This window comes from Alcanivorax xiamenensis (assembly GCF_009846745.1).
Lineage (GTDB): Bacteria > Pseudomonadota > Gammaproteobacteria > Pseudomonadales > Alcanivoracaceae > Alloalcanivorax > Alloalcanivorax xiamenensis.
The window spans coordinates 35,846-60,033 of sequence record NZ_AQPF01000008.1 but is presented as its reverse complement, the minus strand read 5'-3'; the positions used below and the strand labels follow the sequence as shown (position 1 = coordinate 60,033).

22 protein-coding genes and 1 other RNA gene are annotated in these 24,188 nt (G+C 61.9%); 16 read left to right on the top strand and 7 right to left on the bottom strand.

The window, feature by feature from the left end:
* Window positions 1-31: 31 nt before the first annotated feature.
* Both A6D6_RS07560 and ssrA read right to left on the bottom strand, forming a co-directional pair.
* Entirely contained in the window at window positions 32-1,138 is a 1,107-nt protein-coding gene (locus A6D6_RS07560) for a hypothetical protein (RefSeq protein ID WP_159660366.1), read from the bottom strand.
* Between the two features lie 224 nt (window positions 1,139-1,362).
* Window positions 1,363-1,720: a transfer-messenger RNA gene (gene ssrA, locus A6D6_RS07555) on the bottom strand.
* A gap of 322 nt (window positions 1,721-2,042) precedes the next feature.
* Between ssrA and A6D6_RS07550 the strand changes: the two genes are divergently transcribed.
* Window positions 2,043-2,327 carry a hypothetical protein gene (locus tag A6D6_RS07550; protein WP_133490174.1) on the top strand — a complete coding sequence of 95 codons (285 nt, stop codon included), beginning with the start codon at window positions 2,043-2,045 and terminating at the stop codon, window positions 2,325-2,327.
* Between the two features lie 38 nt (window positions 2,328-2,365).
* Here A6D6_RS07550 and smpB read toward each other — a convergent pair whose 3' ends face one another.
* Window positions 2,366-2,842 carry an SsrA-binding protein SmpB gene (gene smpB / locus A6D6_RS07545; protein WP_159660422.1) on the bottom strand — a complete coding sequence of 159 codons (477 nt, stop codon included), beginning with the start codon at window positions 2,840-2,842 and terminating at the stop codon, window positions 2,366-2,368.
* Window positions 2,843-2,982: 140 nt separating this feature from the next.
* On the opposite strand from smpB, the gene A6D6_RS07540 reads away from it, so the two are divergent.
* Together A6D6_RS07540 and A6D6_RS07535 are read left to right on the top strand one after the other, a co-directional pair.
* Window positions 2,983-4,386 carry a sodium-dependent transporter gene (locus tag A6D6_RS07540; RefSeq protein ID WP_133490175.1) on the top strand — a complete coding sequence of 468 codons (1,404 nt, stop codon included), beginning with the start codon at window positions 2,983-2,985 and terminating at the stop codon, window positions 4,384-4,386.
* A gap of 3 nt (window positions 4,387-4,389) precedes the next feature.
* Window positions 4,390-4,686, top strand: coding sequence for an RnfH family protein (locus A6D6_RS07535; RefSeq protein WP_133490176.1), 297 nt, complete (start codon window positions 4,390-4,392; stop codon window positions 4,684-4,686).
* Between the two features lie 7 nt (window positions 4,687-4,693).
* On the opposite strand, the gene A6D6_RS07530 is transcribed toward A6D6_RS07535, so the two are convergent.
* Window positions 4,694-5,101 (bottom strand): outer membrane protein assembly factor BamE, encoded by a 408-nt coding sequence (locus tag A6D6_RS07530; RefSeq protein ID WP_133490177.1) that lies wholly within the window; start codon window positions 5,099-5,101, stop codon window positions 4,694-4,696.
* A 109-nt stretch (window positions 5,102-5,210) separates the two neighbouring features.
* Here A6D6_RS07530 and fur point away from each other — a divergent pair, with 109 nt between their 5' ends.
* The gene (fur, locus tag A6D6_RS07525) at window positions 5,211-5,615 is read left to right on the top strand and encodes a ferric iron uptake transcriptional regulator (RefSeq protein ID WP_133490178.1); all 405 of its coding nucleotides are present in this window, start codon (window positions 5,211-5,213) and stop codon (window positions 5,613-5,615) included.
* 121 nt (window positions 5,616-5,736) lie between these two features.
* Here the strand turns inward: fur and A6D6_RS07520 are convergent, their stop codons facing one another.
* Complete coding sequence (locus A6D6_RS07520; RefSeq protein ID WP_236564026.1) at window positions 5,737-6,840, bottom strand: DNA repair protein RecN; 1,104 nt, start codon at window positions 6,838-6,840, stop codon at window positions 5,737-5,739.
* Complete coding sequence (locus A6D6_RS22135) at window positions 6,821-7,387, bottom strand: AAA family ATPase (RefSeq protein ID WP_236564025.1); 567 nt, start codon at window positions 7,385-7,387, stop codon at window positions 6,821-6,823. The genes A6D6_RS07520 and A6D6_RS22135 overlap by 20 nt, the downstream gene beginning before the upstream one ends.
* A gap of 245 nt (window positions 7,388-7,632) precedes the next feature.
* Here A6D6_RS22135 and hrcA point away from each other — a divergent pair, with 245 nt between their 5' ends.
* The 8 genes from hrcA to greA all read left to right on the top strand — a co-directional run bounded on the left by hrcA (window position 7,633) and on the right by greA (window position 18,927).
* Entirely contained in the window at window positions 7,633-8,676 is a 1,044-nt protein-coding gene (gene hrcA, locus A6D6_RS07515; protein WP_159660365.1) for a heat-inducible transcriptional repressor HrcA, read from the top strand.
* A 235-nt stretch (window positions 8,677-8,911) separates the two neighbouring features.
* The gene (gene grpE, locus A6D6_RS07510; protein ID WP_133490181.1) at window positions 8,912-9,505 is read left to right on the top strand and encodes a nucleotide exchange factor GrpE; all 594 of its coding nucleotides are present in this window, start codon (window positions 8,912-8,914) and stop codon (window positions 9,503-9,505) included.
* Window positions 9,506-9,618: 113 nt separating this feature from the next.
* A complete protein-coding gene (gene dnaK / locus A6D6_RS07505; RefSeq protein ID WP_133490182.1) occupies window positions 9,619-11,541 on the top strand; it encodes a molecular chaperone DnaK in 1,923 nt (640 codons plus the stop codon).
* Window positions 11,542-11,685: 144 nt separating this feature from the next.
* Window positions 11,686-12,822, top strand: a complete 1,137-nt coding sequence (gene dnaJ / locus A6D6_RS07500) for a molecular chaperone DnaJ (protein WP_133490183.1) — start codon at window positions 11,686-11,688, stop codon at window positions 12,820-12,822.
* Between the two features lie 47 nt (window positions 12,823-12,869).
* Entirely contained in the window at window positions 12,870-13,697 is an 828-nt protein-coding gene (dapB, locus tag A6D6_RS07495; protein ID WP_133490184.1) for a 4-hydroxy-tetrahydrodipicolinate reductase, read from the top strand.
* A 254-nt stretch (window positions 13,698-13,951) separates the two neighbouring features.
* The gene (gene carA, locus A6D6_RS07490) at window positions 13,952-15,082 is read left to right on the top strand and encodes a glutamine-hydrolyzing carbamoyl-phosphate synthase small subunit (protein WP_159660364.1); all 1,131 of its coding nucleotides are present in this window, start codon (window positions 13,952-13,954) and stop codon (window positions 15,080-15,082) included.
* A gap of 87 nt (window positions 15,083-15,169) precedes the next feature.
* Window positions 15,170-18,385 (top strand): carbamoyl-phosphate synthase large subunit, encoded by a 3,216-nt coding sequence (carB, locus tag A6D6_RS07485; protein WP_133490186.1) that lies wholly within the window; start codon window positions 15,170-15,172, stop codon window positions 18,383-18,385.
* Window positions 18,386-18,450: 65 nt separating this feature from the next.
* Window positions 18,451-18,927, top strand: coding sequence for a transcription elongation factor GreA (gene greA / locus A6D6_RS07480; RefSeq protein ID WP_133490187.1), 477 nt, complete (start codon window positions 18,451-18,453; stop codon window positions 18,925-18,927).
* 46 nt (window positions 18,928-18,973) lie between these two features.
* On the opposite strand, the gene A6D6_RS07475 is transcribed toward greA, so the two are convergent.
* On the bottom strand, window positions 18,974-19,285 hold the full coding sequence (locus A6D6_RS07475) for a YhbY family RNA-binding protein (RefSeq protein ID WP_133490188.1): 312 nt from the start codon (window positions 19,283-19,285) through the stop codon (window positions 18,974-18,976).
* A 121-nt stretch (window positions 19,286-19,406) separates the two neighbouring features.
* Here A6D6_RS07475 and rlmE point away from each other — a divergent pair, with 121 nt between their 5' ends.
* The 4 genes from rlmE (at window position 19,407) to glmM (ending at window position 24,186) form a co-directional block, all read left to right on the top strand.
* A complete protein-coding gene (rlmE, locus tag A6D6_RS07470; protein WP_133490189.1) occupies window positions 19,407-20,024 on the top strand; it encodes a 23S rRNA (uridine(2552)-2'-O)-methyltransferase RlmE in 618 nt (205 codons plus the stop codon).
* A 64-nt stretch (window positions 20,025-20,088) separates the two neighbouring features.
* Window positions 20,089-22,011 (top strand): ATP-dependent zinc metalloprotease FtsH, encoded by a 1,923-nt coding sequence (ftsH, locus tag A6D6_RS07465; protein WP_201303729.1) that lies wholly within the window; start codon window positions 20,089-20,091, stop codon window positions 22,009-22,011.
* Entirely contained in the window at window positions 22,011-22,862 is an 852-nt protein-coding gene (gene folP, locus A6D6_RS07460; protein WP_236564024.1) for a dihydropteroate synthase, read from the top strand. The genes ftsH and folP overlap by 1 nt, the downstream gene beginning before the upstream one ends.
* The gene (gene glmM, locus A6D6_RS07455) at window positions 22,852-24,186 is read left to right on the top strand and encodes a phosphoglucosamine mutase (RefSeq protein ID WP_133490191.1); all 1,335 of its coding nucleotides are present in this window, start codon (window positions 22,852-22,854) and stop codon (window positions 24,184-24,186) included. The genes folP and glmM overlap by 11 nt, the downstream gene beginning before the upstream one ends.
* Window positions 24,187-24,188: the final 2 nt, after the last annotated feature.

Below are 24,188 nucleotides of genomic sequence, written 5' to 3'. Positions count from 1 at the left end.
GAGACGTAGGGCGCTGAAAAAAGAGCGGTTCTTAATCCAGGTTTACATAATAAGTCTGCCCCCAGGCGGCATCGGTGTCGCCTGGCTTGGCGGAAAAGCGCACCTGTCGGTATGCCGCCGAAGACAACAGTTTCGCCAATTTCTCGCTGGGAACGCTGTAATTCCGGGAGGTCAGGTTAAGTTGGCGTGTTCGCCGATTGGGGCTCAGCGCCGGTTCGGACAGGCCCTGGCGGAAGGTGTCCATGGAAGGCCGGAGTCGTTGCATGGTGAAGCCCCGCAGTTCGCATTGGAGTACGCCGGCGACCGAGCTTTCGACACAGGCATCGTTCACGAACCAGTTGTTGGGCGGTTTGGCGAAGACGCCGTCGATCATTACTATCTCGCCCGCGCTCAGGTCAAAGGTGGCGAAGTCGCGATCCAGTACCGTGGCCACGTCGACGGCCTGCCTGGCCACCTCCTTCACGGTGGTGTGATAGCCGGCTTCCCGCATCACTCGCTTGCGGGATTCCATTACGTTATGGGGGATGCAATGGCCGCCCATCGTCGGGGTGCAATAGGTCTTGAGGCGGGGACGATCATTCCAGGAAATCTCATCTTGCCATTCCTGGGTCCATTCGTGGTCTTTGTAGGTACCGCTGCTCAGGTAAGTGACTCCCAGGCCTCGTGAAGCGACCGGTTTGTCGGCCAACTTCATGTTGTCGAGGTTGGCGTCCCGGGCCTGATAATTGACCACCTTGAGGCTGTAGCGGCCCGGCTCTTGCACCGACACCAGATAATCCCGGCCGTCGACCCGAATCTGGGGGGCTTGCAGCCAGGTAAGGGAGTAGCTGCCGCCAGCCTGATTGGGGTTTTCCCAAAGCACGTCCAGGCCGTCCTCGCCACGGAAGCCCTGATGGTAGGCGTCCTTGGTGAAAATGGGGGAGATGATCACGGACTTGCCGTCGGCAAGCGCGGTTTCCAACTGCCGCGCCAGATCGTCCATCCGTGTCTTTTCTTTTTCCGGATCGACCCCGGCCAGTTCGGGAGGAATGGGGAGCAGCTCTGGGGTGTTGTGGGATTTATAGGCGTTGTAGACGCCGCAGCCAGAGCTCAATGCCATGCTCGTCAGCAGCATCAATGACAAACCGATTCTGACCATGATGTTATTCCTGTCCCTTTCGCGAGTGTCTCCGAGGATGCTGGTCCGCTGGAGGCCACGGATCCGGCGGTAGGCGTCTGATGGCTCAAGAGCATATCGCGGCCCGCGGACCGCTCCTACCCTACGGTGGTTGGGTCTGTCGGGGGGGCTCACTGAATCAGCGGACGGGAACGAAAAAGGGGCGCCCCGAATGGAGCGCCCCTTTTTGACTGGTGAGTCTTGATTGGTGGAGCCGGCGGGAATCGAACCCGCGTCCGTCAGCAATCCGCCTGCAGATCTACATGCTTAGCCGTGTCTATTGATTTAAGCCCTTTCAGCCCGACGGGCAGGACGAAAGAGCCGAGCCCCTTTAAGTTTTAACAGCGCGGCCCGGGGCGGACTTTGCTGCGAGCCTGTGTAGCGATGCCGGTCGCGCTTCCCCACAGGCTGGGTCGCTTGACCGTAGGCGGGCCTTAGGCCGCCAGTGCGTAAGTATCGTCGTTTGCGATTACTTTAAAGATGCCACAAATGTTTTACGAGACTCGTGACCTTCTCGGCATGCACCACAGAGTTCAATACCGGCGTCGAAACCTTGTCGGCCCCTGGGGTGGCGTAGTTTACGAGATGGGGGCGAAGAAGTCGAAAACAAGTGGGGGGAGAGGAGATGGTGGTAAAGATGTTGCGTTAACAGGAGTTTACATAAATTGTCCGACAATCATACATGTTGCCAGGGGAATGCTTGATTCCAGGCGCATTATGGGCTCGTCGCACGGGGTGCGGCTGGGTGTGCCGACGGGCCTGGCGCCAAAAGCGAAGGGCAGCGGGGGATACCCATGTGATCCACACGATGACTTACAGCGAGCCCCCAATCAGACTGAGAAAGTGGCCGTTGATCAAGGCATCGTCGTTCATTGAGGAGAAAACGATGAAGACGATCTTTCGGTCAGCCAAAGAGGGTGCCACCTATTTGCTGGCTCCAATAACCGCGCGGCCGTTGCTGGCCCGCGGCCTGCAGTTACTGCTGGTGCTCTGTGCCTATGGCGCGGGTGTACTGCTGGTGGAGCGGGTTTCCGGAGATGCCCGGGTGCCGGTGATTCTGTTCGCGGTGTACTTCCTGCCGGCGGTGCTGCGCTCCTGGTTGCTGTTCTACTGGTGTGTCCGTGACGAGGTAAAGGCGCTGATGGCTAACCATCGCCACACGGCCTCCTGACCGTCCCGCACTGCCTGTCAACGCGCCTCGGCGCCGCGCTAGTTGCGGCGCAGGAGGCGTTGTTTCTGGCGGTTCCAGTCGCGTTCCCGCTCGGTGGCGCGCTTGTCGAACTTCTGCTTCCCTTTGGCCAGGGCGATGTCCAGCTTGGCCAGCCCCCGCTTCCAGTACAGGCTCACCGGCACGCAGGTGTAGCCGTCCTTTTGCACGCCACTGAAAATGCGGGCCAGCTCGCGCCGGTGCAACAGCAACTTGCGGTTGCGCAGCGGGTCCGGGGTGATGTGGGTGCTGGCGGTGGGGAGCGGCTCGATGCGGGCGCCGAACAGGTAGGCCTCCCCGTCGCGGAGCAGGATGTAGGCCTCCGACAGGTTGGCTTTCCCTTCACGCAGGGATTTCACTTCCCATCCTTCCAGCGCCAGTCCGGCCTCGAAGTGCTCTTCCAGGTGGTAGTCGAAGCGCGCCTTGCGGTTCTGCGCCACGGTGCTGGATGGTGTTTTCGCTTTTTTCGTTTTGCCCATGGGGGCGCGATTATAGAGACAGCCCGGTGCTTTAGCGAGCGTCATTGGCATGCCGGCATGGACGTCCGGCGGTTTTGCGGCTTGAGCGCCTGTCGCAAAATCAACACAATGATCGCATTTCACCAAGGGGTAAGGTTTGCATGAAGCAAGGTGACAAGCCGGTCCATGGCATGTGGACCAGCCGGTGGGCGTTTATTCTCGCCGCCACCGGATCCGCCGTCGGGCTCGGTAACATCTGGAAATTCCCGTATTTTGCCGGGGAATATGGCGGTGGCGCCTTCGTGCTGGTCTACCTGCTTTGTATTGCGCTGGTCGGTGTGCCGATCATGGTGGCGGAGGTGATGCTCGGTCGCAAAGGCGGCATGAGCCCGGTGCATACGATGAAAAAACTGGCGGCGGAGAGCAAGGTGAGCCGCCGCTGGGCCGGGATCGGTTACATGGGCGCTCTGGCCGGGTTCCTGATCCTGTCGTTCTATTCGGTGATCGCCGGCTGGACGCTCTATTACATCTGGGACATGGCCCAGGGGGGCTTCCAGGGTATTTCCGCCGCCGGCTCCCTGGCTCACTTCGAGGGGATGCAGGCTAACGCCTGGTTGATGCTGGGCTGCCATACCGCCTTTATGATTCTGACCATGTGGGTGGTGGCCCGCGGTGTCAGCCGGGGGTTGGAAAAAGCGGTTCAGGTGCTGATGCCGCTGCTGTTCGTGCTGCTGATCGGGCTGGTGGTTTACGCCAGCACCACGCCGGGGTTCGCCCAGGGCGTGAACTTCATGTTCCACTTCGACTTTTCGAAGTTGTCCGGCAAGGCGGTGATGGCGGCCCTGGGGCAGGCGTTCTTTACTCTGAGCCTGGGGATGGGCGCGATCATGGTGTACGGCGCCTACATGCCTCGCGAGGTCAAGGATCGCCGTAGCGGCCAGGCCCGGCGGGTGTCCATCGTCTCCACCGTGGGGATCATCGCGTTGCTGGATACGCTGGTGGCGCTGGGTGCCGGCCTGGTGATTTTTCCGGTGGTGTTTTCCAACGGCCTGGAGCCCTCCCAGGGCCCGGGGCTGCTGTTCGTGACCCTGCCGCTGGCTTTCGGACAGATGCCCGCCGGCGTCATCGTCGGGACGGTGTTCTTCGTGCTGGTGATGTGCTCGGCGTTGAGTTCCTCGATTTCCCTGGGGGAACCGATGGTGGCCTGGCTGGTGGAGCGAGGGCTGGGGCGGCCGCTGGCGGCGGTCGCTGTGGGCCTCACGGCCTGGGTGATTGGTATCGGCACGGTGCTGTCCTTCAATTACTGGAAGGACGTGACTTTCCTGGTGGGCACCTTCTTCCAGAATGTGGACTTCCTTGCTTCCAGTCTGATGTTGCCCCTGGGCGGCATGCTGATCGCTATTTTCGCCGGTTGGGTGATGAAGGAAACCCAGGCACGCAAGGAACTGGCGATGAAGAGCTTCGGGCTGTACATGGTATGGCGCGCGGTGGTGCGCATCGTGGCGCCACTGGCGGTGGCGGCGGTGTTGCTCAATGCCTTGATCGGCGTGCTGGGGGGAAGCTGAGGCATGGCCGGGACGATTCGTGTCGAGGTGGTTTACGCCCTGCCGGAGAAGCAGGAACTGATTTCCGTGGAAGTGCCGGAAGGCGCTTCCATGATGGAAGCGGTGACCGCTTCGGGGATCGCCGAGCATTTTAACGGGCTGGATCCGGCCGGGCTCAGTATGGGGGTGTTCGGCAAGGTAGAGCCAAATCCGGCGGGGCGGACGCTGGCGGAGGGGGAGCGGGTGGAACTCTACCGGCCGCTTAAAGCGGATCCGAAATCAGCGCGCCGGGCCAGAGCCCGGCGTGCCAGCCAAGGCTGAGATTGGATTACTTGGCGGCTTCCTGACGCCGGTCCTCGGCGCGCCGCAGCAATTCCTGATCCTGGTGACCGGAGGTGCGCTCACGCAGGTCGCTGGTGGCCTGACCGTCGTAGTGGCTGTACTGCCCCTGGTCGAAGTGCACCACGATCTGCTGTTCCACCATTTCACCGTTACCGGGCTGATACTGCAGCAAGTAGTACCAGGTGTTGGGGGTGAACGGATCGGTCAGTGTGGGCGGGCCGAGCACGAAGCGAACCTGTTCGGGAGTCATGCCTGGTTGCAGGCCGGACAGCATATCCTCGGTGACCACATTCCCCTGGGGAATGTCGATACGGTACACCCCGGGAAAGCGCAGGGAGCTGCAACCGGCCAGCAGGGTGGTCAATATGGCAAAAAGGGCGATGATCCTTGGCATGGGTTTTCGACTTGGCATAATGTTCGGGCGATAATACAGACTTGAACGGGGGGAACAAGGTTCCCTGAAAGTCAGGCGATTCCCATAAGGCGGCTACGGAGCGAGTACATTGGATAATCAGGATCTTAGAAAGGCAGGACTCAAGGTGACCTTGCCGAGGGTGAAAATCCTTCAGCAGCTGGAATCCTCGGAATCCCGGCATCTCAGCGCGGAAGATATCTACAAGGCCTTGATGGAGGCCGGCGAGGACGTGGGGCTGGCCACCGTCTACCGGGTGCTCACTCAATTCGAGCAGGCGGGCATCGTATTGCGCCACAATTTCGAGGGCGGCTCCGCGGTGTTCGAACTGGCTGATGAAGGCCACCATGACCATATGGTCTGCACCGAGACCGGTGAGGTGATCGAGTTCGTCGATGAGGAAATCGAGAAGCGCCAGAAGATGATCGCCGACAAGCACGGCTACGACATCGTCGATCATGCCCTGGTGCTGTACGTCAAACCGAAGCGCAAATAACCGATCAGCCCAGGCCCGGTTCCACCGCCAGCCAGCCCAACGCCGCCTAGCGGCGCCACGCCCGCAAGCCCTGCTCCCCGACCCAATCCCCGTGCTTCAGGGCACGGGCGGTGGGGTTTTGTCAGGCCACTTCCTGGCCCTTCTCGAGCATTTCCCGGGCGTGGGCCAGGGTGGAGTCGGTGATCTCCACGCCGCCCAGCATGCGCGCCAGTTCCTCTACCCGGGCGTCCGGGGCCAGGGGCTGGATGCGGGTGCGGGTGGTGTTCTTGCTCTGAATCTTGTGCACTTGCCAATGTTGGTGCCCCTGGCTGGCCACCTGCGCCTGGTGGGTGATGCACAGCACCTGGGCGTGTTCTCCCAGTTCCCGCAGCAAGCGGCCGACGATTTCGGCCACGCCACCGCCAACGCCCACATCCACTTCATCGAACACCAGGCTGGGTACGGTCAGGTTGCGGGCACAGATCACCTGGATCGCCAGGCTGACCCGGGACAATTCGCCGCCGGAGGCGACTTTGGCCAGTGGCCGCAATGGCTGGCCGGGATTGGCGGAAAAGCGGAATTCCACCAGGTCCAGGCCCTCGGCGCCGGGGCTGTCGTCTTCCACCACGGTTTCCAGTCTGGCGGCTTTCATGCCCAGGGCCTTGAGCTGGGTGGCGATCTGGCGAGTGAGGGTGGTGGCGGCGGTCTTGCGGGCCTTGCTGAGTTTGCGGGCCTGACCCATGTAGTGCTCCCGGGCCTCTTCCTCCGCCTTCGCCAGGGCCTCAAGATGCTCGTCGAAGTGCTCCAGGGTGTCCACTTCCCGGGCCAGTTGCTGGTGGTGCTCCGCCAGTTCTTCCGGGCGCACCCGGTGTTTGCGGGCCAGGCTGTAGGCCTGCCCCAGGCGCTCTTCCACCTGTGCCAGCCGCTCCGGGTCCAGGTCCAGGCGATCCAGGTAGTGGCGCAGGGCTTCAGCGGCTGCTTCCACCTGCAGGCGCGCGGATTCCACCGTGTCCAGGGCTTCCGACAAGGCGTTGTCGTGGTCGCGGGCTTCTTCCAGCCAATGGCGGATCTGGCCCAGTTGATCGTTACAGGTGCCTTCCTCGCCATCGTACAGGGCCGCCACGGACTGCTGGCACAGCCGGATCAGCGCATCGGCATGGCCCAGGCGTTGTTGTTCCTGATCCAGTTCCATCAGCTCGCCCTCGCCCAGAGCCAGGGCGTCCAGTTCATCCAGTTGAAAGCGCAATAACTCCTGGCGTTCGCTTTGTTCGCGGGCGCCGGTGAGGGCCTGGTCGTGCTCCTGGCGGGCCTGCTGCCACCGAAGCCGCCAGGTCGCCGGCGTTGGCGAAGTTGTCGAGCAGTTGGCGGTGAGTGTCCCGATGCAGCAAGGCCTGGTGTTCATGCTGGCTGTGAATGCTGATCAGCAACTCGCCGAGCTGGCGGACGTCGGCGAGCGGGGCCGGCGTGCCGTTGATATAGGCCCGGGAGCGGCCGTCGGCGCGGACCGTGCGGCGCAGCAGGCAGTCATCGCCATTGTCCAACTCCCGCTCTTCCAGCCAGGCCTTGGCCTGGGCGTGGTTGGCCACGGTGAAACTGGCCAGCACTTCCGCCCGTTCGCAGCCCGGCCGAACCACGGCGGAATCCGCCCGTTCGCCCAGGGTCAGGGAAAGGGCATCGATCAGTACGGATTTGCCGGCGCCGGTCTCGCCGCTGATGACGGTGAGGCCGGATTCCGGTTCCAGTTCGAGTTGATCGACGGTGGCGAAATGGCGAACGCTCAAGTGAGTGAGCATGTACGGAACCCCCGTGTTTCCTGGTTTGGGCGTTTGCATTGGGGCGTGTGGCGGAGCCCGCCACACAGCCTGGACAACTGTTATTCTGGCCAGTGCCTTGTCGATGTTAGGCGATTCCGGCCGCGAGCGTAAGAGCGAGGTGAAGAGGAGTAACACTGGACGGCGACCGTTTCGCTGGCAACAATCGGCAGTGGGTGGGCGCTCCGCCCATCCCGATTGGCAGTAATGGGTGACGAAAGGCAGCTGTGGAACTCAACGAACGCAAGCAACGGTTACTCATGGCCCTGGTGGAACGTCACATCCGTGACGGTCAGCCGGTGGGCTCGAAAACTCTGGCCCAGGGAGGCGGCCTGGCGGTCAGCCCGGCGACTATTCGCAATATCATGGCGGAACTGGAGGATCTGGGGTTGCTGATCAGCCCTCACACTTCGGCGGGCCGGGTGCCCACTGAGAGGGGCTATCGCCTGTATGTGGATACGCTGCTGGCGTCCAGCGCCATGCGCAGCCCGGATCACCAGCAGTTGCGTGATGAATTGCGCCAGTTGCTGGCACCGGATCAATCGCCGCAGGAGTTGGTGTCCCAAGCGTCCAGGACGCTGGCGGAACTGACTCGCATGGCCGGTCTGGTGGCGGCGCCGAGGCGTCAGGTCAGCACGCTGCGGCAGGTGGAGTTCCTGCCACTGTCCGGTCAGCGCGTGCTGGTGATTCTGGTGGTGAACCGCTCCGAAGTGCAGAACCGTATCATCCATACCGCCCGCCAGTACGACGAAGCGGAATTGCGCCAGGCCGCCAACTACATCAATCACACCTACGGCGGTTGTGATCTGGACGCCATCTGTGACGGTCTGTTGAGCACCATGGCGGCGGACCGGGCGCAGATGGACGCTCTGATGCGGACCACCCTCGACGTGGCCGGTCAGGCCTTGAGGCAGTCCGGGGATGAAGAGTCCGATTACGTGGTGTCCGGGGAGTCCAATCTGCTGGATACCGCCCAGGCCGACAGCATCGACAAGTTGCGCGACCTGTTCAATGCCTTCAACCACAAGCGGGATATCCTGCATTTGCTGGAACGCAGCATAAAAGCCGATGGCGTGCAGATCTTCATCGGCCGGGAGTCCGGCTATCAGCCGTTCGAGGAGTATTCGCTGGTATCAGCGCCGTATCGGCTGGAAAACGGCCCGGTGGGCGTGCTCGCCGTGGTCGGCCCTACCCGCATGGATTATGAGAAAGTCATCCCCACCGTGGACATCACCGCCCGCATCCTTTCCGCCGCCCTCAATCAACTGTGAAAAGCAATGAAGAGTTAATAGTGAACAGTGAATAGCGCGCGATGAAGCGTGGTGGGCGCTGAAAGCCAAGAGGCCGCGTCCAGGTGTTGGGCGCGGCCTTTTTGTTTTTGATGTTAACTCTTCACTATTAACTGTTAACTGCTTTCTCGCTTGCCCTTGAATCCGCTCAACCTGTTCCCATATCTTTGCCCGCTTTCCCGAGATGGAGCCCGCATTCGGGTATTTTGGAGTGGATATGAACGATCAGGACAAACAGAACCCCCAAGATGAGGCGGTGTCCCAGGATTCCGAACTGGAGACCCCCCAACCTGCCGCCGAGGTGACTGACGAAGACGCCGCCGCGGAGCCGGATGCGGCCCGGCAACTGGCCGAGGCGCAGGAGCAGATGCAGCGTCTGGAGAAAGCGCTGGCCGAAGCGGACCTGCGCGCCCAGGCGGAAATCCAGAATGTACGCCGCCGTGCCGAACGTGAGGTGGAGAACGCCCACAAGTTCGCTTTGGAGAAATTCGCCGGTGATCTGCTGTCCGTGGCGGACAGTCTGGAGCGAGGGCTGTCGACCCTGGATGCCGGGGATGAGGCGCTCAAACCCGCCCGCGAGGGGCTGGAGCTGACGCTGAAGGTGCTGATGGATGCCTTCGGCCGGCACAACCTGGAGCAGGTGGACCCCCACGGCGAGCCCTTCAATCCCGAGCGCCACGAGGCGATGACGATGATCCCGGCCCCCGGGGCGGAGCCCAACACCGTGATCGATGTACTGGAGAAAGGCTACCTGCTCAACGGCCGCCTGATCCGCCCGGCACGGGTGGTGGTCAGCAAGGCGGAAGGTTGATCCGGCTCCCTTGAAAAGAATCGGGGCGCCGCCATATAGCTGGCAAGTTCATTGAGGTTCAACTGTCCGGGTGGCCTTTGGCATTCGGATCGTGTGAAGGAGAAACAGACGTTATGGGTAAGATTATTGGTATCGACCTTGGCACCACCAACAGCTGTGTGGCTGTTATGGAAGGTGACAAGACCAAGGTGATCGAAAACGCGGAAGGCGCGCGCACCACGCCGTCCATCATTGCCTACACCGAGGACAACGAGGTGCTGGTCGGGCAGGCCGCCAAACGTCAGGCGGTGACCAACCCGCAGAACACCGTGTACGCGGTGAAGCGCCTGATTGGCCGTCGGTTTGAAGACGAGGTGGTGCAAAAGGACATCAAGATGGTGCCCTACAAAATCACCAAGGCCGACAATGGCGATGCCTGGGTCGATGTGAAGGGCGAGAAAATGGCGCCCCCGCAGATTTCCGCCCAGGTGCTGAAGAAAATGAAGAAGACCGCGGAGGACTATCTGGGTGAGCCGGTGACCGAAGCCGTCATCACCGTGCCCGCGTACTTCAATGATTCTCAGCGTCAGGCCACCAAGGACGCCGGCCGTATCGCCGGTCTGGACGTGAAGCGGATCATCAACGAGCCCACCGCCGCGGCCCTGGCCTATGGCCTGGACAAGAAAGGCGGTGATCGCACCATCGCGGTGTACGACCTGGGCGGGGGTACTTTCGACCTGTCCATCATCGAAATCGCCGAAGTGGACGGTGAGCACCAGTTCGAGGTGCTGGCCACCAATGGTGACACCTTCCTGGGTGGCGAGGATTTCGACCTGGCGCTGATCAACTTCCTGGCGGATCAGTTCAAGGCCGATTCCGGCATCGATCTGGGCGGCGATCCGCTGGCCATGCAGCGCCTCAAGGAAGCCGCTGAGAAAGCCAAGATCGAACTGTCCTCCGCCGAGCAGACGGAAGTGAATCTGCCCTACATCACCGCGGATTCCACCGGTCCCAAGCACCTGGTGGTGAAAGTGACCCGGGCCAAACTGGAGTCCCTGGTGGAAGGGCTGGTGAGCCGCTCCCTGGAACCCTGCAAGATCGCGCTCAACGATGCCGGCGTGAAAGCGTCCGACATCACCGACGTGATCCTGGTGGGTGGTCAGACCCGGATGCCGCTGGTGCAGAAGAAAGTGGCCGAGTTCTTTGGTAAGGAAGCGCGCAAGGACGTCAATCCGGATGAAGCCGTGGCCATTGGCGCCGCGATTCAGGGCGCCGTGCTCAGCGGTGACGTGAAGGATGTGTTGTTGCTGGACGTGACCCCGCTGACCCTGGGTATCGAGACCATGGGCGGTGTGATGACGCCGATCATCGAGAAGAACACCACCATCCCGACCAATGCGTCGCAGGTGTTCTCCACGGCGGACGACAACCAGACCGCGGTGACCGTGCATGTGCTGCAAGGCGAGCGCAAGCAGGCGGCGCAGAACAAGTCTCTGGGGCAGTTCAACCTGGAAGACATCCCGCCGGCGCCGCGCGGCGTGCCGCAGATCGAGGTGACCTTCGATATCGACGCCAACGGTATTCTGCACGTGGGCGCCAAGGACAAGGCCACCGGCAAGGAGCAGACGATCCAGATCAAGGCGTCTTCCGGCCTGTCCGATGATGAGGTCGACAAGATGGTGCGCGACGCCGAGGCCCATGCCGACGAGGATCGCAAGTTCGAGGAGCTGGTGCAGACCCGTAATCAGGCGGATCACCTGGTTCACGCGACTCGCAAGACCCTGGAGGAAGCGGGCGACAAGGCCACCGAGGAAGAGAAAGAGGCGATCAACAAAGCCATCTCCGATCTGGAAGCCGCGCTCAAGGGCAACGACAAGGACGATATCGAAGCCAAGACCAAGGCGCTTACCGAAGCGTCCGGTTCCCTGGCGCAGAAACTGTATGCGGAGGCGCAACAGGCCCAGGGCGGCCCCGCTGGTGATGAGCAAGGCAAGCAGGCCGGAGACGATGTTGTCGATGCCGAGTTCGAAGAAGTGGATGACGACAAGAAGAAATAAAACCGGCACGCTGGCACGCACCACGCTTGCACGCTGACGTGGTGCGTGCCGGAACGTCAACCGCGCTTCTCGCGGGCATGGCCTATGTTTTGCGTGTGGGCGTGCAAGCGTGAAGCGTGTTTGCGTTTATAAGCAGGAACTTTTATGTCCAAACGCGATTATTACGAAGTGCTGGGGGTGTCCAAGGACGCTGATCAGCAGGAACTGAAGAAGGCCTATCGGCGCCTGGCGATGAAATACCATCCGGACCGTAATCCGGATGACGCCGAGGCGGTGGCCAAGTTCAAGGAGGCCAAAGAGGCCTACGAAGTCCTGTCCGATGAGGATAAGCGTGCCGCCTACGATCGCTTCGGCCATGCCGGGGTGGAAGGCCAGGGCGGCTTCGGCGGCGCCGGTGCCGGTGGTTTTGGCGGCGGCGGTGGCTTCGGCGATATCTTCGGCGATATTTTTGGCGACATCTTCGGTGGTGGCGGCCGTGGTGGTCGCGGGCCGGCCCGTGGCGCGGACCTGCGCTATACCCTGGAACTCAGCCTGGAGCAGGCGGTACGGGGCTGCGAGGAGAAGATCCGCATTCCCTCCTGGGACAGCTGTGAAGTGTGCCACGGCACCGGCGCGGAAGCCGGCGAGGAGCCGGTGACCTGCCCCACCTGTAACGGTGTCGGGCAGGTGCGCATGCAGCAGGGCTTCTTCACCGTGCAGCAGACCTGTCCGGCGTGTCATGGCGAAGGCCGGATCGTTAAGAACCCATGTCGCAACTGTGGCGGCCAGGGTCGGGTGCAGAACACCAAGACCTTGTCCGTGAAGATTCCGCCCGGAGTGGATACCGGGGACCGTATCCGTCTGGCCGGCGAGGGCGAGGCCGGCATGCACGGGGCGCCGGCCGGTGACTTGTACGTGCAGGTGGCGGTGCGTGAGCACGAGATCTTCAAGCGTGACGGCAGTGATCTGCACTGCGAAGTGCCGGTGAGCTTCGTCGACGCCGCTCTGGGCGGTGAACAGGATGTGCCTACCTTGAATGGCAAGGTCAAACTCAAGGTGCCACCGGAGACGCAGACCGGTAAGCTGTTCCGGTTGCGCGGCAAGGGGGTGACCCCGGTGCGGGGTGGCCCGCCAGGCGACCTGATCTGCAGAGTGGTGGTGGAAACCCCGGTCAAGCTGAATAGCGAACAGAAAGACCTGTTGCGCAAGTTCCAGTCCTCCCTGGACAAGGGTGGCGACCGGCATAATCCCCGCCGAACCAGCTGGTTCGAGGGCGTGAAGCGCTTTTTCGACGGGCTTTGACGCTGTGAGCAGGCTCTAAACCCTCTGAAGCAATAGGGCGAAAAACCATGAAAGTAGGCATCATCGGCGCCGCCGGGCGTATGGGGCGCATGCTCATCGAGGCGACGCTGGCCAATCCGGAAGCCGAGCTGGCGGTGGCGGTCGACGTGCCGGGTTCTTCCCTGATCGGGGTGGACGCCGGTGAACTGGTGGGCGTCGGCAAGCTGGGTGTCACCGTGGGCGATGACCTCGCCCTGGTGGCGGACCAGGCGGATGTGTTCATCGATTTCACCGTGCCGGAAGCGACCGCGCGGAATATCGAGACTTGCCGCCAGGCCGGCAGTCGGCTGGTGATCGGCACCACCGGTCTGAACGATGAGCAGAAGGCGCAACTGCGCGCCGCCAGCGAGGAGATGGCGATCTGCTTCGCGCCGAACTACTCGGTGGGGGTGAATCTGTGCTTTAAACTGCTGGAAGCCGCGGCCGCCGTGCTGGGCGACGATGTCGATATAGAAATCATCGAGGCTCATCACCGCCATAAGATTGACGCGCCTTCCGGCACGGCTCTGCGCATGGGGGAAGTGGTGGCTCAGACCCTGGGGCGGGACCTCAAGGAATGCGCGGTGTATGGTCGTGAGGGGCGCACCGGTGAACGTGACCGTCAGACCATCGGATTCGAGACCATTCGTGGTGGTGATATTGTCGGCGATCACACCGTCCTGTTCGCCGCCGAGGGCGAAAGGGTGGAGATTACTCACAAGGCGTCCAGTCGCATGGCTTTTGCTCGCGGAGCGGTGCGCGCGGCTCTGTGGCTCGGGGCTCGGCCCAAGGGATTGTTCGACATGCAGGACGTGCTTGGTCTGGCGGGAGAGAGCGCCGGCTGGGGCGCCCGCTGAGATTGCCGCCGGGTGTTCCGGCGGCTTCCGCCCGTGACACTGGCGGCCGAAAGCACTAGAATAGGCCAAGCCTGAGGGCGCGTGGGGCGCATGAATCGCTGAATGACATGAAAAAGCGAGGTGGAGGAATCCATCTCGCTTTTTTGCGACCGGCCCCCGTCCCCGATCTTCCAAGGGTTTGTCCGCTGTAAACGGTGTCGCCCGCCCTGGCTTCACGCGGACAACCCGGAACCCTATCAGCCTTGGAGGTTGCGTTGACGGTACCCGCCATACTCGCATTAGAAGACGGCAGTCTCTTTCGGGGTGTTGCCATTGGCGCCACGGGTGAGACCGTGGGTGAGGTGGTGTTCAACACCGCGATGACCGGATATCAGGAAATCCTCACGGACCCGTCCTATGCCAAGCAGATCGTCACGCTGACGTATCCGCATATCGGCAACACCGGCGTCAATGAGGAGGACGAGGAGTCCTCCCGGGTGTGGGCCGCCGGCCTGATCATTCGTGATCTGACCTTGACGGTGAGCAGCTGGCGTGCGGAGCAGTCTTTGCCGGAGTACCTGGAACAGCGGAACATCGTTGCCATCGCCGACATTGATACGCGTCGTCTGACCCGTATTCTGCGGGAAAAAGGGGCTCAGAACGGCTGCATCGTCGCCGGTGACGATATCGACGAGGAAAAGGCCCTGGCCGCCGCCCGTGCTTTCCCCGGCCTCAAGGGGATGGATCTGGCCAAGGAGGTCAGTGTCAGCGAGCCTTATGCCTGGACTGAAGGCACCTGGGTGCGTGGTGAAGGCCATCGCCCTCAGGCGGAGGCGCTGTTTAACGTGGTCGCCTACGATTTCGGCTGCAAGCGTAATATCTTCCGGATGCTGGCGGATCGTGGCTGCAAGCTGACCGTGGTGCCGGCCCAAACCCCGGCATCCGAGGTGCTGGCGATGAATCCGGATGGTGTTTTCCTGGCCAATGGTCCGGGTGATCCGGAGCCTTGCGACTACGCGATCCAGGCAATCCGCGAGATACTGGAGCGCAAGCTGCCGCTGTTCGGTATCTGTCTGGGACACCAGCTGCTCGGCCTGGCCAGTGGCGCCCGTACCATGAAGATGAAGAACGGCCACCATGGCGCCAACCACCCGGTGAAAAACGTGGAAGACGGCACGGTGATGATCACCAGCCAGAACCATGGTTTCGCGGTGGACGCGGAAACCTTGCCGGATAATCTCAAAGTGACTCACGTGTCGCTGTTCGACGGCACGCTGCAGGGCGTGCATCGCACCGATGTGCCGGCCTTCAGCTTCCAGGGGCACCCGGAGGCCAGTCCTGGTCCCCACGACTGCGCCCCCCTGTTTGATCACTTCATCGAGTTGATGGAGGCGCATCGCGCCTGAGACGCGCCGGACGCCTCACCCCTGGCGTCCGGCCCGGCAATGAATTAACCCGGTAACGAATTAACCAGAGTCCGACGGTCAGCAAAAATGCCCAAGAGAACAGACATCAAAAGCATCCTCATCATCGGCGCTGGTCCCATCGTGATCGGCCAGGCCTGTGAGTTCGATTACTCCGGTGCCCAGGCCTGCAAGGCGCTGCGAGAGGAAGGCTACCGGGTGATCCTGGTGAACTCGAACCCGGCCACCATCATGACCGATCCGGCCATGGCCGACGCCACCTACATCGAGCCGATCACCTGGGAGACGGTGGCCAAGATCATCGAGAAGGAGCGCCCGGACGCGCTGCTGCCCACCATGGGCGGACAGACCGCGTTGAATTGCGCTCTGGATCTGGAACGCCATGGCGTGCTCGAGAAGTTCGCCGTGGAAATGATCGGCGCCAACGCCGACACCATCGACAAGGCGGAGAACCGCGACCGCTTCGACAAGGCGATGAAGAACATCGGCCTGGAATGTCCGCGCGCGCGGGTTGCTCACACCATGGATGAGGCCTGGGAGATTCAGGCGGAACTGGGCTTTCCCTCGATCATCCGTCCTTCCTTCACCATGGGCGGCTCCGGCGGCGGGGTGGCCTATAACAAGGAAGAGTTCGAGGAAATCTGTACCCGGGGTTTCGAGCTGTCCCCCACCCACGAGCTGCTCATCGACGAGTCGCTGCTGGGCTGGAAGGAATACGAGATGGAGGTTGTTCGTGACCGCAACGATAACTGCATCATCGTCTGTGCGATCGAGAACTTCGACCCGATGGGGGTGCACACCGGTGACTCCATCACCGTGGCGCCGGCGCAGACTCTGACCGACAAGGAATACCAGGTCATGCGCGATGCCTCCCTGGCGGTATTGCGTGAGATCGGCGTGGAAACCGGCGGCTCCAACGTGCAGTTTGGCATGTGCCCGGATACCGGCCGCATGGTGGTGATCGAGATGAACCCGCGGGTATCCCGGTCCTCCGCGCTCGCCTCCAAGGCCACCGGCTTCCCGATCGCCAAGGTGGCGGCGAAGCTGGCGGTGGGCTACACCCTGGACGAGTTGCAGAACGATATCACCGGCGGCGCGACCCCGGCCTCTTTCGAGCCGTCCATTGACTATGTCGTCACCAAGATTCCGCGGTTCAACTTCGAGAAGTTCGCCGACGCGGATCCGGTGTTGACCACGCAAATGAAGTCCGTGGGCGAAGTCATGGCTATCGGCCGTAATTTCCAGGAGTCCCTGCATAAGGCTCTGCGCGGGCTGGAAGTGGACTCCGTGGGGTTCGATCCGAAAGTGGATCTGGATGCACCGGACGCCGCTGAGCGTATCGCTCAGCAACTGTCGACGCCGGGGCCGGAGCGCATCTGGGTGATTGGCGATGCATTCCGTAGCGGTCTTGGCGTGGATGATGTGTTCGCGCTGACCAAGGTCGACCGCTGGTTCCTGGTGCAGGTGGCTGACCTGATTGCCGAGGAAGGTCGGCTGGCCGATTTCACCTTCACCGATCTGAGCCGGGACACCTTGTATCGCCTCAAGCGCAAGGGCTTTTCCGATGCCCGCCTGGCCCAGTTGCTGGGCGTGCGGGAAGCGGATGTGCGCAGCAAGCGTCAGGATCTGGGGGTGCGGCCAGTGTTCAAACGGGTGGATACCTGCGCCGCCGAGTTCCCCACCAGTACCGCTTATATGTACTCCAGTTACGACGAAGAGTGCGAATCGAACCCCTCCGACCGTGACAAGATCATGGTGATCGGCGGTGGCCCGAACCGGATCGGCCAGGGCATCGAGTTCGACTACTGCTGCGTGCACGCCGCCTTCGCCATGAAGGACGACGGTTACGAGACCATCATGGTCAACTGTAACCCGGAGACCGTGTCCACCGATTACGACACCTCCGACCGTCTCTACTTCGAGCCGGTGACGCTGGAAGACGTATTGGCCATTGCCGATGTCGAGCGGCCCAAGGGCGTGATCGTGCAGTATGGCGGGCAGACGCCGCTGAAACTGGCGCGGGCTCTGCAGGCAGCGGGCGTGCCGATTATCGGCACCAGCCCGGACGCCATCGACGAAGCGGAAGATCGCGAGCGCTTCCAGCAGATGGTCAACAAGCTTGGCCTCAGACAGCCGCCGAACCGTACCGCCCGTTCCCTGGAGGAAGGGCTGAAGCTGGCGGAAGAAATCGGTTATCCGCTGGTGGTGCGGCCCTCCTACGTGTTGGGCGGCCGGGCCATGGAAATCGTTTACAACGAGGCGGAACTGCGCAGCTACATGAACAACGCGGTGAGCGTCTCCAACGACTCTCCGGTGCTGCTGGACCGCTTCCTGGACGACGCCATTGAAGTCGACGTGGACGCTATCTGCGATGGTTCCGACGTGGTTATCGGCGGCATCATGCAGCATATCGAGCAGGCCGGCGTGCACTCTGGCGACTCCGCCTGCTCGCTGCCGCCCTATTCTCTGGATGACAATGTGCAGGACGTGATGCGCCAACAGACCGCTGACATGGCCCGCGAGCTGGGTGTGGTCGGTTTGATGAACGTGCAGTTCGCGGTGAAGGGCGAGGACGTCTATGTGCTTGAAGTAAACCCGCGAGCGTCCCGGACCGTGCCCTATGTGTCCAAATGCATTGGCGTTTCACTGGCCAAAGTGGCCGCCCGCTGCATGGTTGGCGTCAGCCTGAAGGATCAGGACTTTACCTCGGAGGTCTCGCCGCGCCACTATTTCGTCAAGGAAGCGGTTTTCCCGTTCGCCAAATTCCCGAAAGTGGACCCCATCCTCGGTCCGGAAATGAAATCCACCGGTGAGGTGATGGGTATTGGCGGCAGCTTCGCCGAGGCTTTTGGCAAGGCTTCTCTGGGAGCCGGCGAACGCCTGCCCCAGGAAGGCACGGCGTTCATTTCGGTACGCGAAGTGGACAAGTCCGCGGCGGTGGATGTGGCCCGCACCCTGAGTGAACTGGGTTTCGATCTGGTCGCCACCCGCGGTACCGCCGCGGTCATCGCTGAGGCGGGACTGCCGGTGACTCCGGTTAATAAGGTGCTCGAGGGGCGTCCGCATATTGTCGACATGATTAAAAACGACGGTGTGGCGTTGATCGTGAATACCACCGAAGGCAAGCAGGCGATCCGCGATTCCTTTGCGATCCGTCGTTCCGCCCTGCAGCACAAGGTGTTTTACACCACCACGATCACCGCCGCGCAGGCGGTGTGTCAGGCCATGGCCCTGCGCGATGAGCCGCAGGTGCGCCGATTGCAGGATTTGCACGCCGAAATCTAATTGTGCGGGGTACCCGGGGCCGGGTGCCCCGCGCTACCCACGGACGATTATTTGAGGTTGAACCTATGCAACGCATTCCGATGACGGTCAGTGGTGCCGAAGCATTGCGCAAAGAGCTGGACCATCTGAAAAAGGTGGAACGGCCCCGTATCAGCGCGGCCATCGCCGACGCTCGTGAACACGGTGATCTGAAGGAAAACGCGGAATACCACGCTGCCCGTGAACAGCAGAGCTTCTGCGAAGGGCGTATCAACGAGATCGAAGGCAAGCTGTCCGCTGCTCAGATCATCGATATTACCCAACTGGATAACACCGGTAAGGTCATTTTCGGCTCGACCGTGACCATCATCGACGTGGACACCGATGAAGAGAAGGTCTACCAGATCGTTGGTGACGACGAAGCCGATATCAAGCAGGGCAAGATCAGTGTGAATTCACCCATCGCGCGCGGCCTGATTGGCCGGGAGGAAGGCGATGTGGTGCAAATCGACACCCCGGGAGGCACCCGGGAGTACGAAGTGGACAAAGTCGAGCACCTGTAGAGGGCTGGTTTGCGCGGGGCTTCGGGCCGGACCCGGGAGCCCCGCTTTAGTCCTGGGCTCTCAGGATATTGGACAGTTTGGGGTTGGGCTTGGCGGCCGCCCGGTAAAGCAGGGCGATATTGCCGATACGCTGGATCAATTCGGCGCCACTGGCGTCGCACAGCGCATTGACCAGTTCGGTACGCTGGTCGCGGGTGGGGGCGTTGACCCGGACCTTGACCAGTTCGTGGTCTTCCAGGCGCCGGTTCAATTCCTCGGTAAAGGACTCGGTCAGGCCCTTGTCGCCAGTCTGCAGCACCGCTTTCAGGTGGTGGCCGATGGTGCGTAAGCGCTTTCTGTCCTGTGGGCTCAAAGGCATGGTGTTCTCCAAATCGGGGGCGCTATTCTAGGTACGCGGCTGCTGCCCTGCAATCATCACCGGGCGCCCCGACACTATTCCCTCGGGCGGACATCCGGGCCGGGTAACAGGATGAACCTTTATGGCCAGATCAAAAAGCAGCCAGCGCTGGCTGCGGGAACATTTCGACGATCACTGGGTGGCCCGCGCCCAGGCCGAGGGCTACCGCTCCCGGGCCAGTTTCAAGTTGCTGGAGATCCACGAAAAAGACAAGTTGTTCCGGCCCGGCATGCGTGTGCTTGATCTGGGGGCCGCCCCCGGCGGCTGGGCCCAGGTGGCCGGCCGGCTGGTCGGTTCGCGGGGGACAGTGGTGGCCAGCGATATTCTGGCCATGGACCCGATTCCCGATGTGGCCTTCATTCAGGGCGATTTCCGTGAGGAAGAGGTCTACCAGCGAATCCTGGACAGCCTGGGCGGGCACAAAGTGGACCTTGTAATGTCCGATATGGCCCCCAATATGAGTGGTAACCGTGCCGTGGATTTGCCGCGGGCCATGTATCTGGCCGAATTGGCCCTGGATATGGCGGAGAGCGTTCTTGAACCGGACGGCGTTTTCCTGGTCAAGGTGTTTCAGGGGGAGGGCTTCGATGAGTATCGGCGGAGTCTTCAGAGCCGGTTTCGCCGGGTGGTGAGCCGCAAACCGGCGGCCAGCCGCCCACGCTCCAATGAAGTGTATCAATTGGGGTGGCACCTGAAATAGTGTAAGGTTTAGATGTCAGTATGCGCACTTGCGCCCGAACGAATCGAGGTCTCCCTTGAACGACATGACCAAGAACATCGTACTGTGGCTGGTGATTGCCGGGGTCCTTTATGTGGTGGCCTCCAGCATCAATCCTCAGCCCAGTCAGCAGATGCTGAACTACTCCTCCTTCATCGAGAGCGTGGAGAGTGGCAAGGTGGCCCGGGTAACCATCGGGGATACCCGGATTTCCGGTGAAATGACGAATGGCGGCAAGTTCGAGACGGTCAAGCCGCCGGCGCTGGACACCAATCTGATTCCCACCCTGATCCAGAATAAAGTGGATGTGGTTGGCAAGGAGCCGGAGCGCCAGGGGTTCCTGACCCAGTTGTTCCTGTCAGTGCTGCCGATTCTGCTGATTCTGGCCATTTTCATCTTCTTCATGCGGCAGATGCAGGGCGGCGGCAAGGGCGGTGGTGGCCCGATGACCTTCGGGAAGTCGAAGGCGCGGCTGATGAGCGAGGATCAGATCAAAACCACCTTCGCGGATGTGGCCGGTGTCGAGGAAGCCAAGGAAGAAGTGCAGGAATTGGTGGAGTTTCTGCGCGATCCCGCCAAATTCCAGCGACTTGGCGGCAAAATTCCCCGTGGTGTGCTGATGGTGGGGTCGCCGGGTACCGGTAAGACCCTGCTGGCCAAGGCCATCGCCGGCGAAGCCAAGGTGCCGTTTTTCAGCATCTCCGGTTCCGACTTTGTGGAAATGTTCGTCGGCGTCGGCGCCTCCCGGGTGCGGGACATGTTCGATCAGGCCAAGAAGCATGCGCCCTGTATTATCTTCATCGACGAGATCGACGCGGTGGGCCGTTCCCGTGGCGCCGGTCTTGGCGGCGGCCATGATGAGCGTGAACAGACCCTGAACCAGTTGCTGGTGGAGATGGACGGTTTTGATGCCAATGACGGCATTATCGTTATCGCCGCCACCAACCGCCCTGATGTGCTGGACCCAGCGCTGCTGCGTCCGGGCCGGTTCGACCGTCAGGTGACCGTGCCGTTGCCGGATATCCGTGGGCGTGAGCAGGTATTGAAAGTGCATATGCGCCCGGTGCCGGTGGCCGAGGATGTGGATGCCAGCGTGATCGCCCGTGGCACGCCGGGCTTCTCCGGCGCCGACCTGGCCAATCTGGTTAACGAAGCAGCCCTGTTCGCCGCCCGCGCCAACAAGCGGGTGGTGACCATGGAGGAGTTTGAGAAGGCCAAGGACAAGATCCTGATGGGCGCCGAGCGCCGCTCCATGGTTATGAGTGAGAAAGAGAAGCTCAACACCGCCTATCACGAAGCCGGTCACGCCATCGTCGGCCGACTGGTGCCGGAACACGATCCGGTCTACAAGGTGAGCATTATCCCTCGCGGGCGGGCTCTGGGTGTGACCATGTACCTCCCCGAGGAGGACAAATACTCCCAGTCCAAGCGGGCCATCGAGTCGGCGATCTGTTCGCTGTATGGCGGTCGTCTGGCCGAGGAAATGACGCTGGGCTTTGACGGGGTCACCACCGGTGCCTCCAACGACATCGAGCGCGCCACCAAAATGGCCCGTGCCATGGTCACCAAGTGGGGGCTGAGCGAAAAAATGGGGCCGCTGGCCTATGAGGAAGACGAGGGTGAGGTCTTCCTGGGTAAGCAAGTGGGGCAGCGCAAGCATATGTCCGAGCAGACCGCCGAGGAAATCGACCGGGAAGTTCGCGCCATCATCGATCGCTGTTACACCCATGCCAAGGACATCCTGGACAATAACCGCGACAAGCTGGATCTGATGGCCGAAGCGTTGATGCAGTATGAGACCATCGATGCCGAGCAGATCAACGATATCATGTCCGGACACAAACCCCGCCCGCCGAAGGACTGGCGCGACCAGGGGCCGGGGAGCGGTGCGTCCTCTTCTGGCGAGAACGCTTCCGACGACGCCAAGCCCGGCGATGACGCCATCGGTGGACCTGCCAATACCCACTGATGCGCCAGATTAGCAAACTGACCTGTGGGGCGCGGACACTGGACCTGTCCGCGCCCGTCGTTATGGGCATTCTTAATGTCACCCCGGATTCGTTTTCGGACGGTGGCCAATTCACTTCCCTGGACTCGGCGCTGCGTCGGGCGGAGCAGATGCTCGCCGACGGTGCCGCCATCATCGATGTCGGTGGAGAATCCACCCGCCCCGGCGCTGATCCAGTATCCGAACAGCAAGAGCTGGATCGTGTGGTACCGGTGGTGGAAGCCCTGACCCGCGAGTTGGATGCCCTGGTGTCGGTGGATACCAGTACTGCCGGTGTGATCCGTGAAACGGCTCGTGCCGGCGCCGGTCTGATCAATGATGTGCGTTCATTGCGCCGCCCCGGCGCCTGTCAGGCGGCGGTGGAAACCGGCCTGCCCGTGTGCCTGATGCACATGCGTGGAGAGCCGGGGGATATGCAGGACAATCCGCGATATCAGGATGTCACCGCTGAGGTGATCCGGTTCCTGGAAGAGCGGGTGGAGGCGTGCGTCGCCGCTGGAATAGCCCGTGACAGGCTGCTGGTGGATCCGGGGTTTGGTTTCGCCAAGACCGTGCGCCACAATCTGAAACTGTTGGCGGAAATGGACCAGCTCAAGCGTTTACAGTTGCCGATACTGGTGGGGCTATCGCGTAAATCCATGGTCGGAAAAGTGCTGGACCGGCCGGTGGAGGAGCGCTTGCCTGGTTCACTGGCGGCGGCGGTGATGTGTGTTGAACGGGGCGCGCTGATCGTGCGTACCCATGATGTCAAAGAGACCGTGGACAGCGTGCGCTTTGCCCGCGCTGTAATGGAGACAGTGGATGAGTCGTAAATATTTCGGTACGGACGGGATTCGTGGCACCGTGGGTGAGGCGCCGATTACCCCGGATTTCGTGCTCAAACTGGGCTGGGCCGCCGGCCGCGTGCTGGCGGCACGTGGTGGCAGCAAGATTTTGATCGGCAAGGACACCCGGATTTCCGGATATATGTTTGAATCGGCGCTGGAGGCGGGTATTTCCGCCGCCGGGGTGGACGTGCGGCTGCTGGGGCCGATACCGACGCCGGGGATCGCTTATCTGACCCGCACTCTGCATGCCCAGGCCGGGATCGTTATCTCCGCCTCCCACAACCCTTACACCGACAATGGGATCAAGTTCTTCGGCGCCGATGGCCGTAAGCTGAATGATCAGATTGAGCAGGACATCGAACAAATGCTGGACGAGCCGATCTCCGTGGTCGGTTCGGACCGGATTGGCAAGGTGCGCCGTATCGACGATGCCCGTGGCCGTTATATCGAGTTCGTCAAAAGCACGGCGCCGGGGCTGAGTCTGGCCGGGTTGACGATCGTCGTCGATACCGCCAACGGGGCCGCCTACCACATCGCCCCGGATGTGCTGGAAGAGCTGGGCGCCAACGTGCTGCCGATGGCCAACACGCCGGACGGCTTCAATATCAACCGGGATTGCGGTTCCACCAGCCCCGAGGCGCTGCGGCGCAAGGTGCTGGAAAGCGGTGCCGATCTCGGCCTTGCCCTGGATGGGGACGCGGACCGCCTGATCATGGTGGACGATCAGGGTGAGGTGGTGGATGGTGACCAGCTTTTGTACGTGATTGCCCGTGACCGCCAGCGGAAGGGCGCCTTGCACGGCGGTGTGGTGGGGACCCTGATGTCCAACTATGGCCTTGAACTGGCGCTGGAGCGGCAAGGCATTCCGTTCGCCCGGGCCAAAGTTGGTGACCGCTATGTCATGGAGCAGTTGGACAGCCGCGGCTGGCTGCTCGGCGGTGAGTCTTCCGGGCACCTGGTGTGCCTGGATCGCACTTCCACTGGTGATGGCATGGTGGCGGCGTTGCAGGTTTTGGCGGCCCTGCGTCGGGAGGAGCGGAGTCTGCGCGACGCGGTGGCGGATGCGCCGCTGGTGCCGCAGACCTTGATCAATGTGCGCGGTGATAATCGCGATGGCTTCATGGAGCGCCCCGAACTGCAGCAGGCGGTGAGTGACGTGGAGGCGGAACTGGCCGGCAAGGGGCGGGTGTTGTTGCGCCCTTCCGGCACCGAGCCACTGGTTCGGGTCATGGTGGAAGGGCTTGATGGCGCGCAGGTGGAACGCCTCTGCCAGCGTCTGGCGGAACAGGTGCGGGCAATCATAGCCTGACC

Coding starts and splice junctions, on each gene's coding strand:
- greA (WP_133490187.1), top strand. CDS start 18,451: ATGCAACGCATTCCGATGACGGTCAGTGGTGCCGAAGCATTGCGCAAA.
- folP (WP_236564024.1), top strand. CDS start 22,011: ATGCGCCAGATTAGCAAACTGACCTGTGGGGCGCGGACACTGGACCTG.
- A6D6_RS07550 (WP_133490174.1), top strand. CDS start 2,043: ATGAAGACGATCTTTCGGTCAGCCAAAGAGGGTGCCACCTATTTGCTG.
- rlmE (WP_133490189.1), top strand. CDS start 19,407: ATGGCCAGATCAAAAAGCAGCCAGCGCTGGCTGCGGGAACATTTCGAC.
- dapB (WP_133490184.1), top strand. CDS start 12,870: ATGAAAGTAGGCATCATCGGCGCCGCCGGGCGTATGGGGCGCATGCTC.
- glmM (WP_133490191.1), top strand. CDS start 22,852: ATGAGTCGTAAATATTTCGGTACGGACGGGATTCGTGGCACCGTGGGT.
- dnaJ (WP_133490183.1), top strand. CDS start 11,686: ATGTCCAAACGCGATTATTACGAAGTGCTGGGGGTGTCCAAGGACGCT.
- A6D6_RS07540 (WP_133490175.1), top strand. CDS start 2,983: ATGAAGCAAGGTGACAAGCCGGTCCATGGCATGTGGACCAGCCGGTGG.
- ftsH (WP_201303729.1), top strand. CDS start 20,089: ATGACCAAGAACATCGTACTGTGGCTGGTGATTGCCGGGGTCCTTTAT.
- A6D6_RS07530 (WP_133490177.1), bottom strand. CDS start 5,101: ATGCCAAGGATCATCGCCCTTTTTGCCATATTGACCACCCTGCTGGCC.
- dnaK (WP_133490182.1), top strand. CDS start 9,619: ATGGGTAAGATTATTGGTATCGACCTTGGCACCACCAACAGCTGTGTG.
- carB (WP_133490186.1), top strand. CDS start 15,170: ATGCCCAAGAGAACAGACATCAAAAGCATCCTCATCATCGGCGCTGGT.
- smpB (WP_159660422.1), bottom strand. CDS start 2,842: ATGGGCAAAACGAAAAAAGCGAAAACACCATCCAGCACCGTGGCGCAG.
- A6D6_RS07535 (WP_133490176.1), top strand. CDS start 4,390: ATGGCCGGGACGATTCGTGTCGAGGTGGTTTACGCCCTGCCGGAGAAG.
- grpE (WP_133490181.1), top strand. CDS start 8,912: ATGAACGATCAGGACAAACAGAACCCCCAAGATGAGGCGGTGTCCCAG.
- A6D6_RS07560 (WP_159660366.1), bottom strand. CDS start 1,138: ATGGTCAGAATCGGTTTGTCATTGATGCTGCTGACGAGCATGGCATTG.
- A6D6_RS07475 (WP_133490188.1), bottom strand. CDS start 19,285: ATGCCTTTGAGCCCACAGGACAGAAAGCGCTTACGCACCATCGGCCAC.
- A6D6_RS22135 (WP_236564025.1), bottom strand. CDS start 7,387: ATGCTCACTCACTTGAGCGTTCGCCATTTCGCCACCGTCGATCAACTC.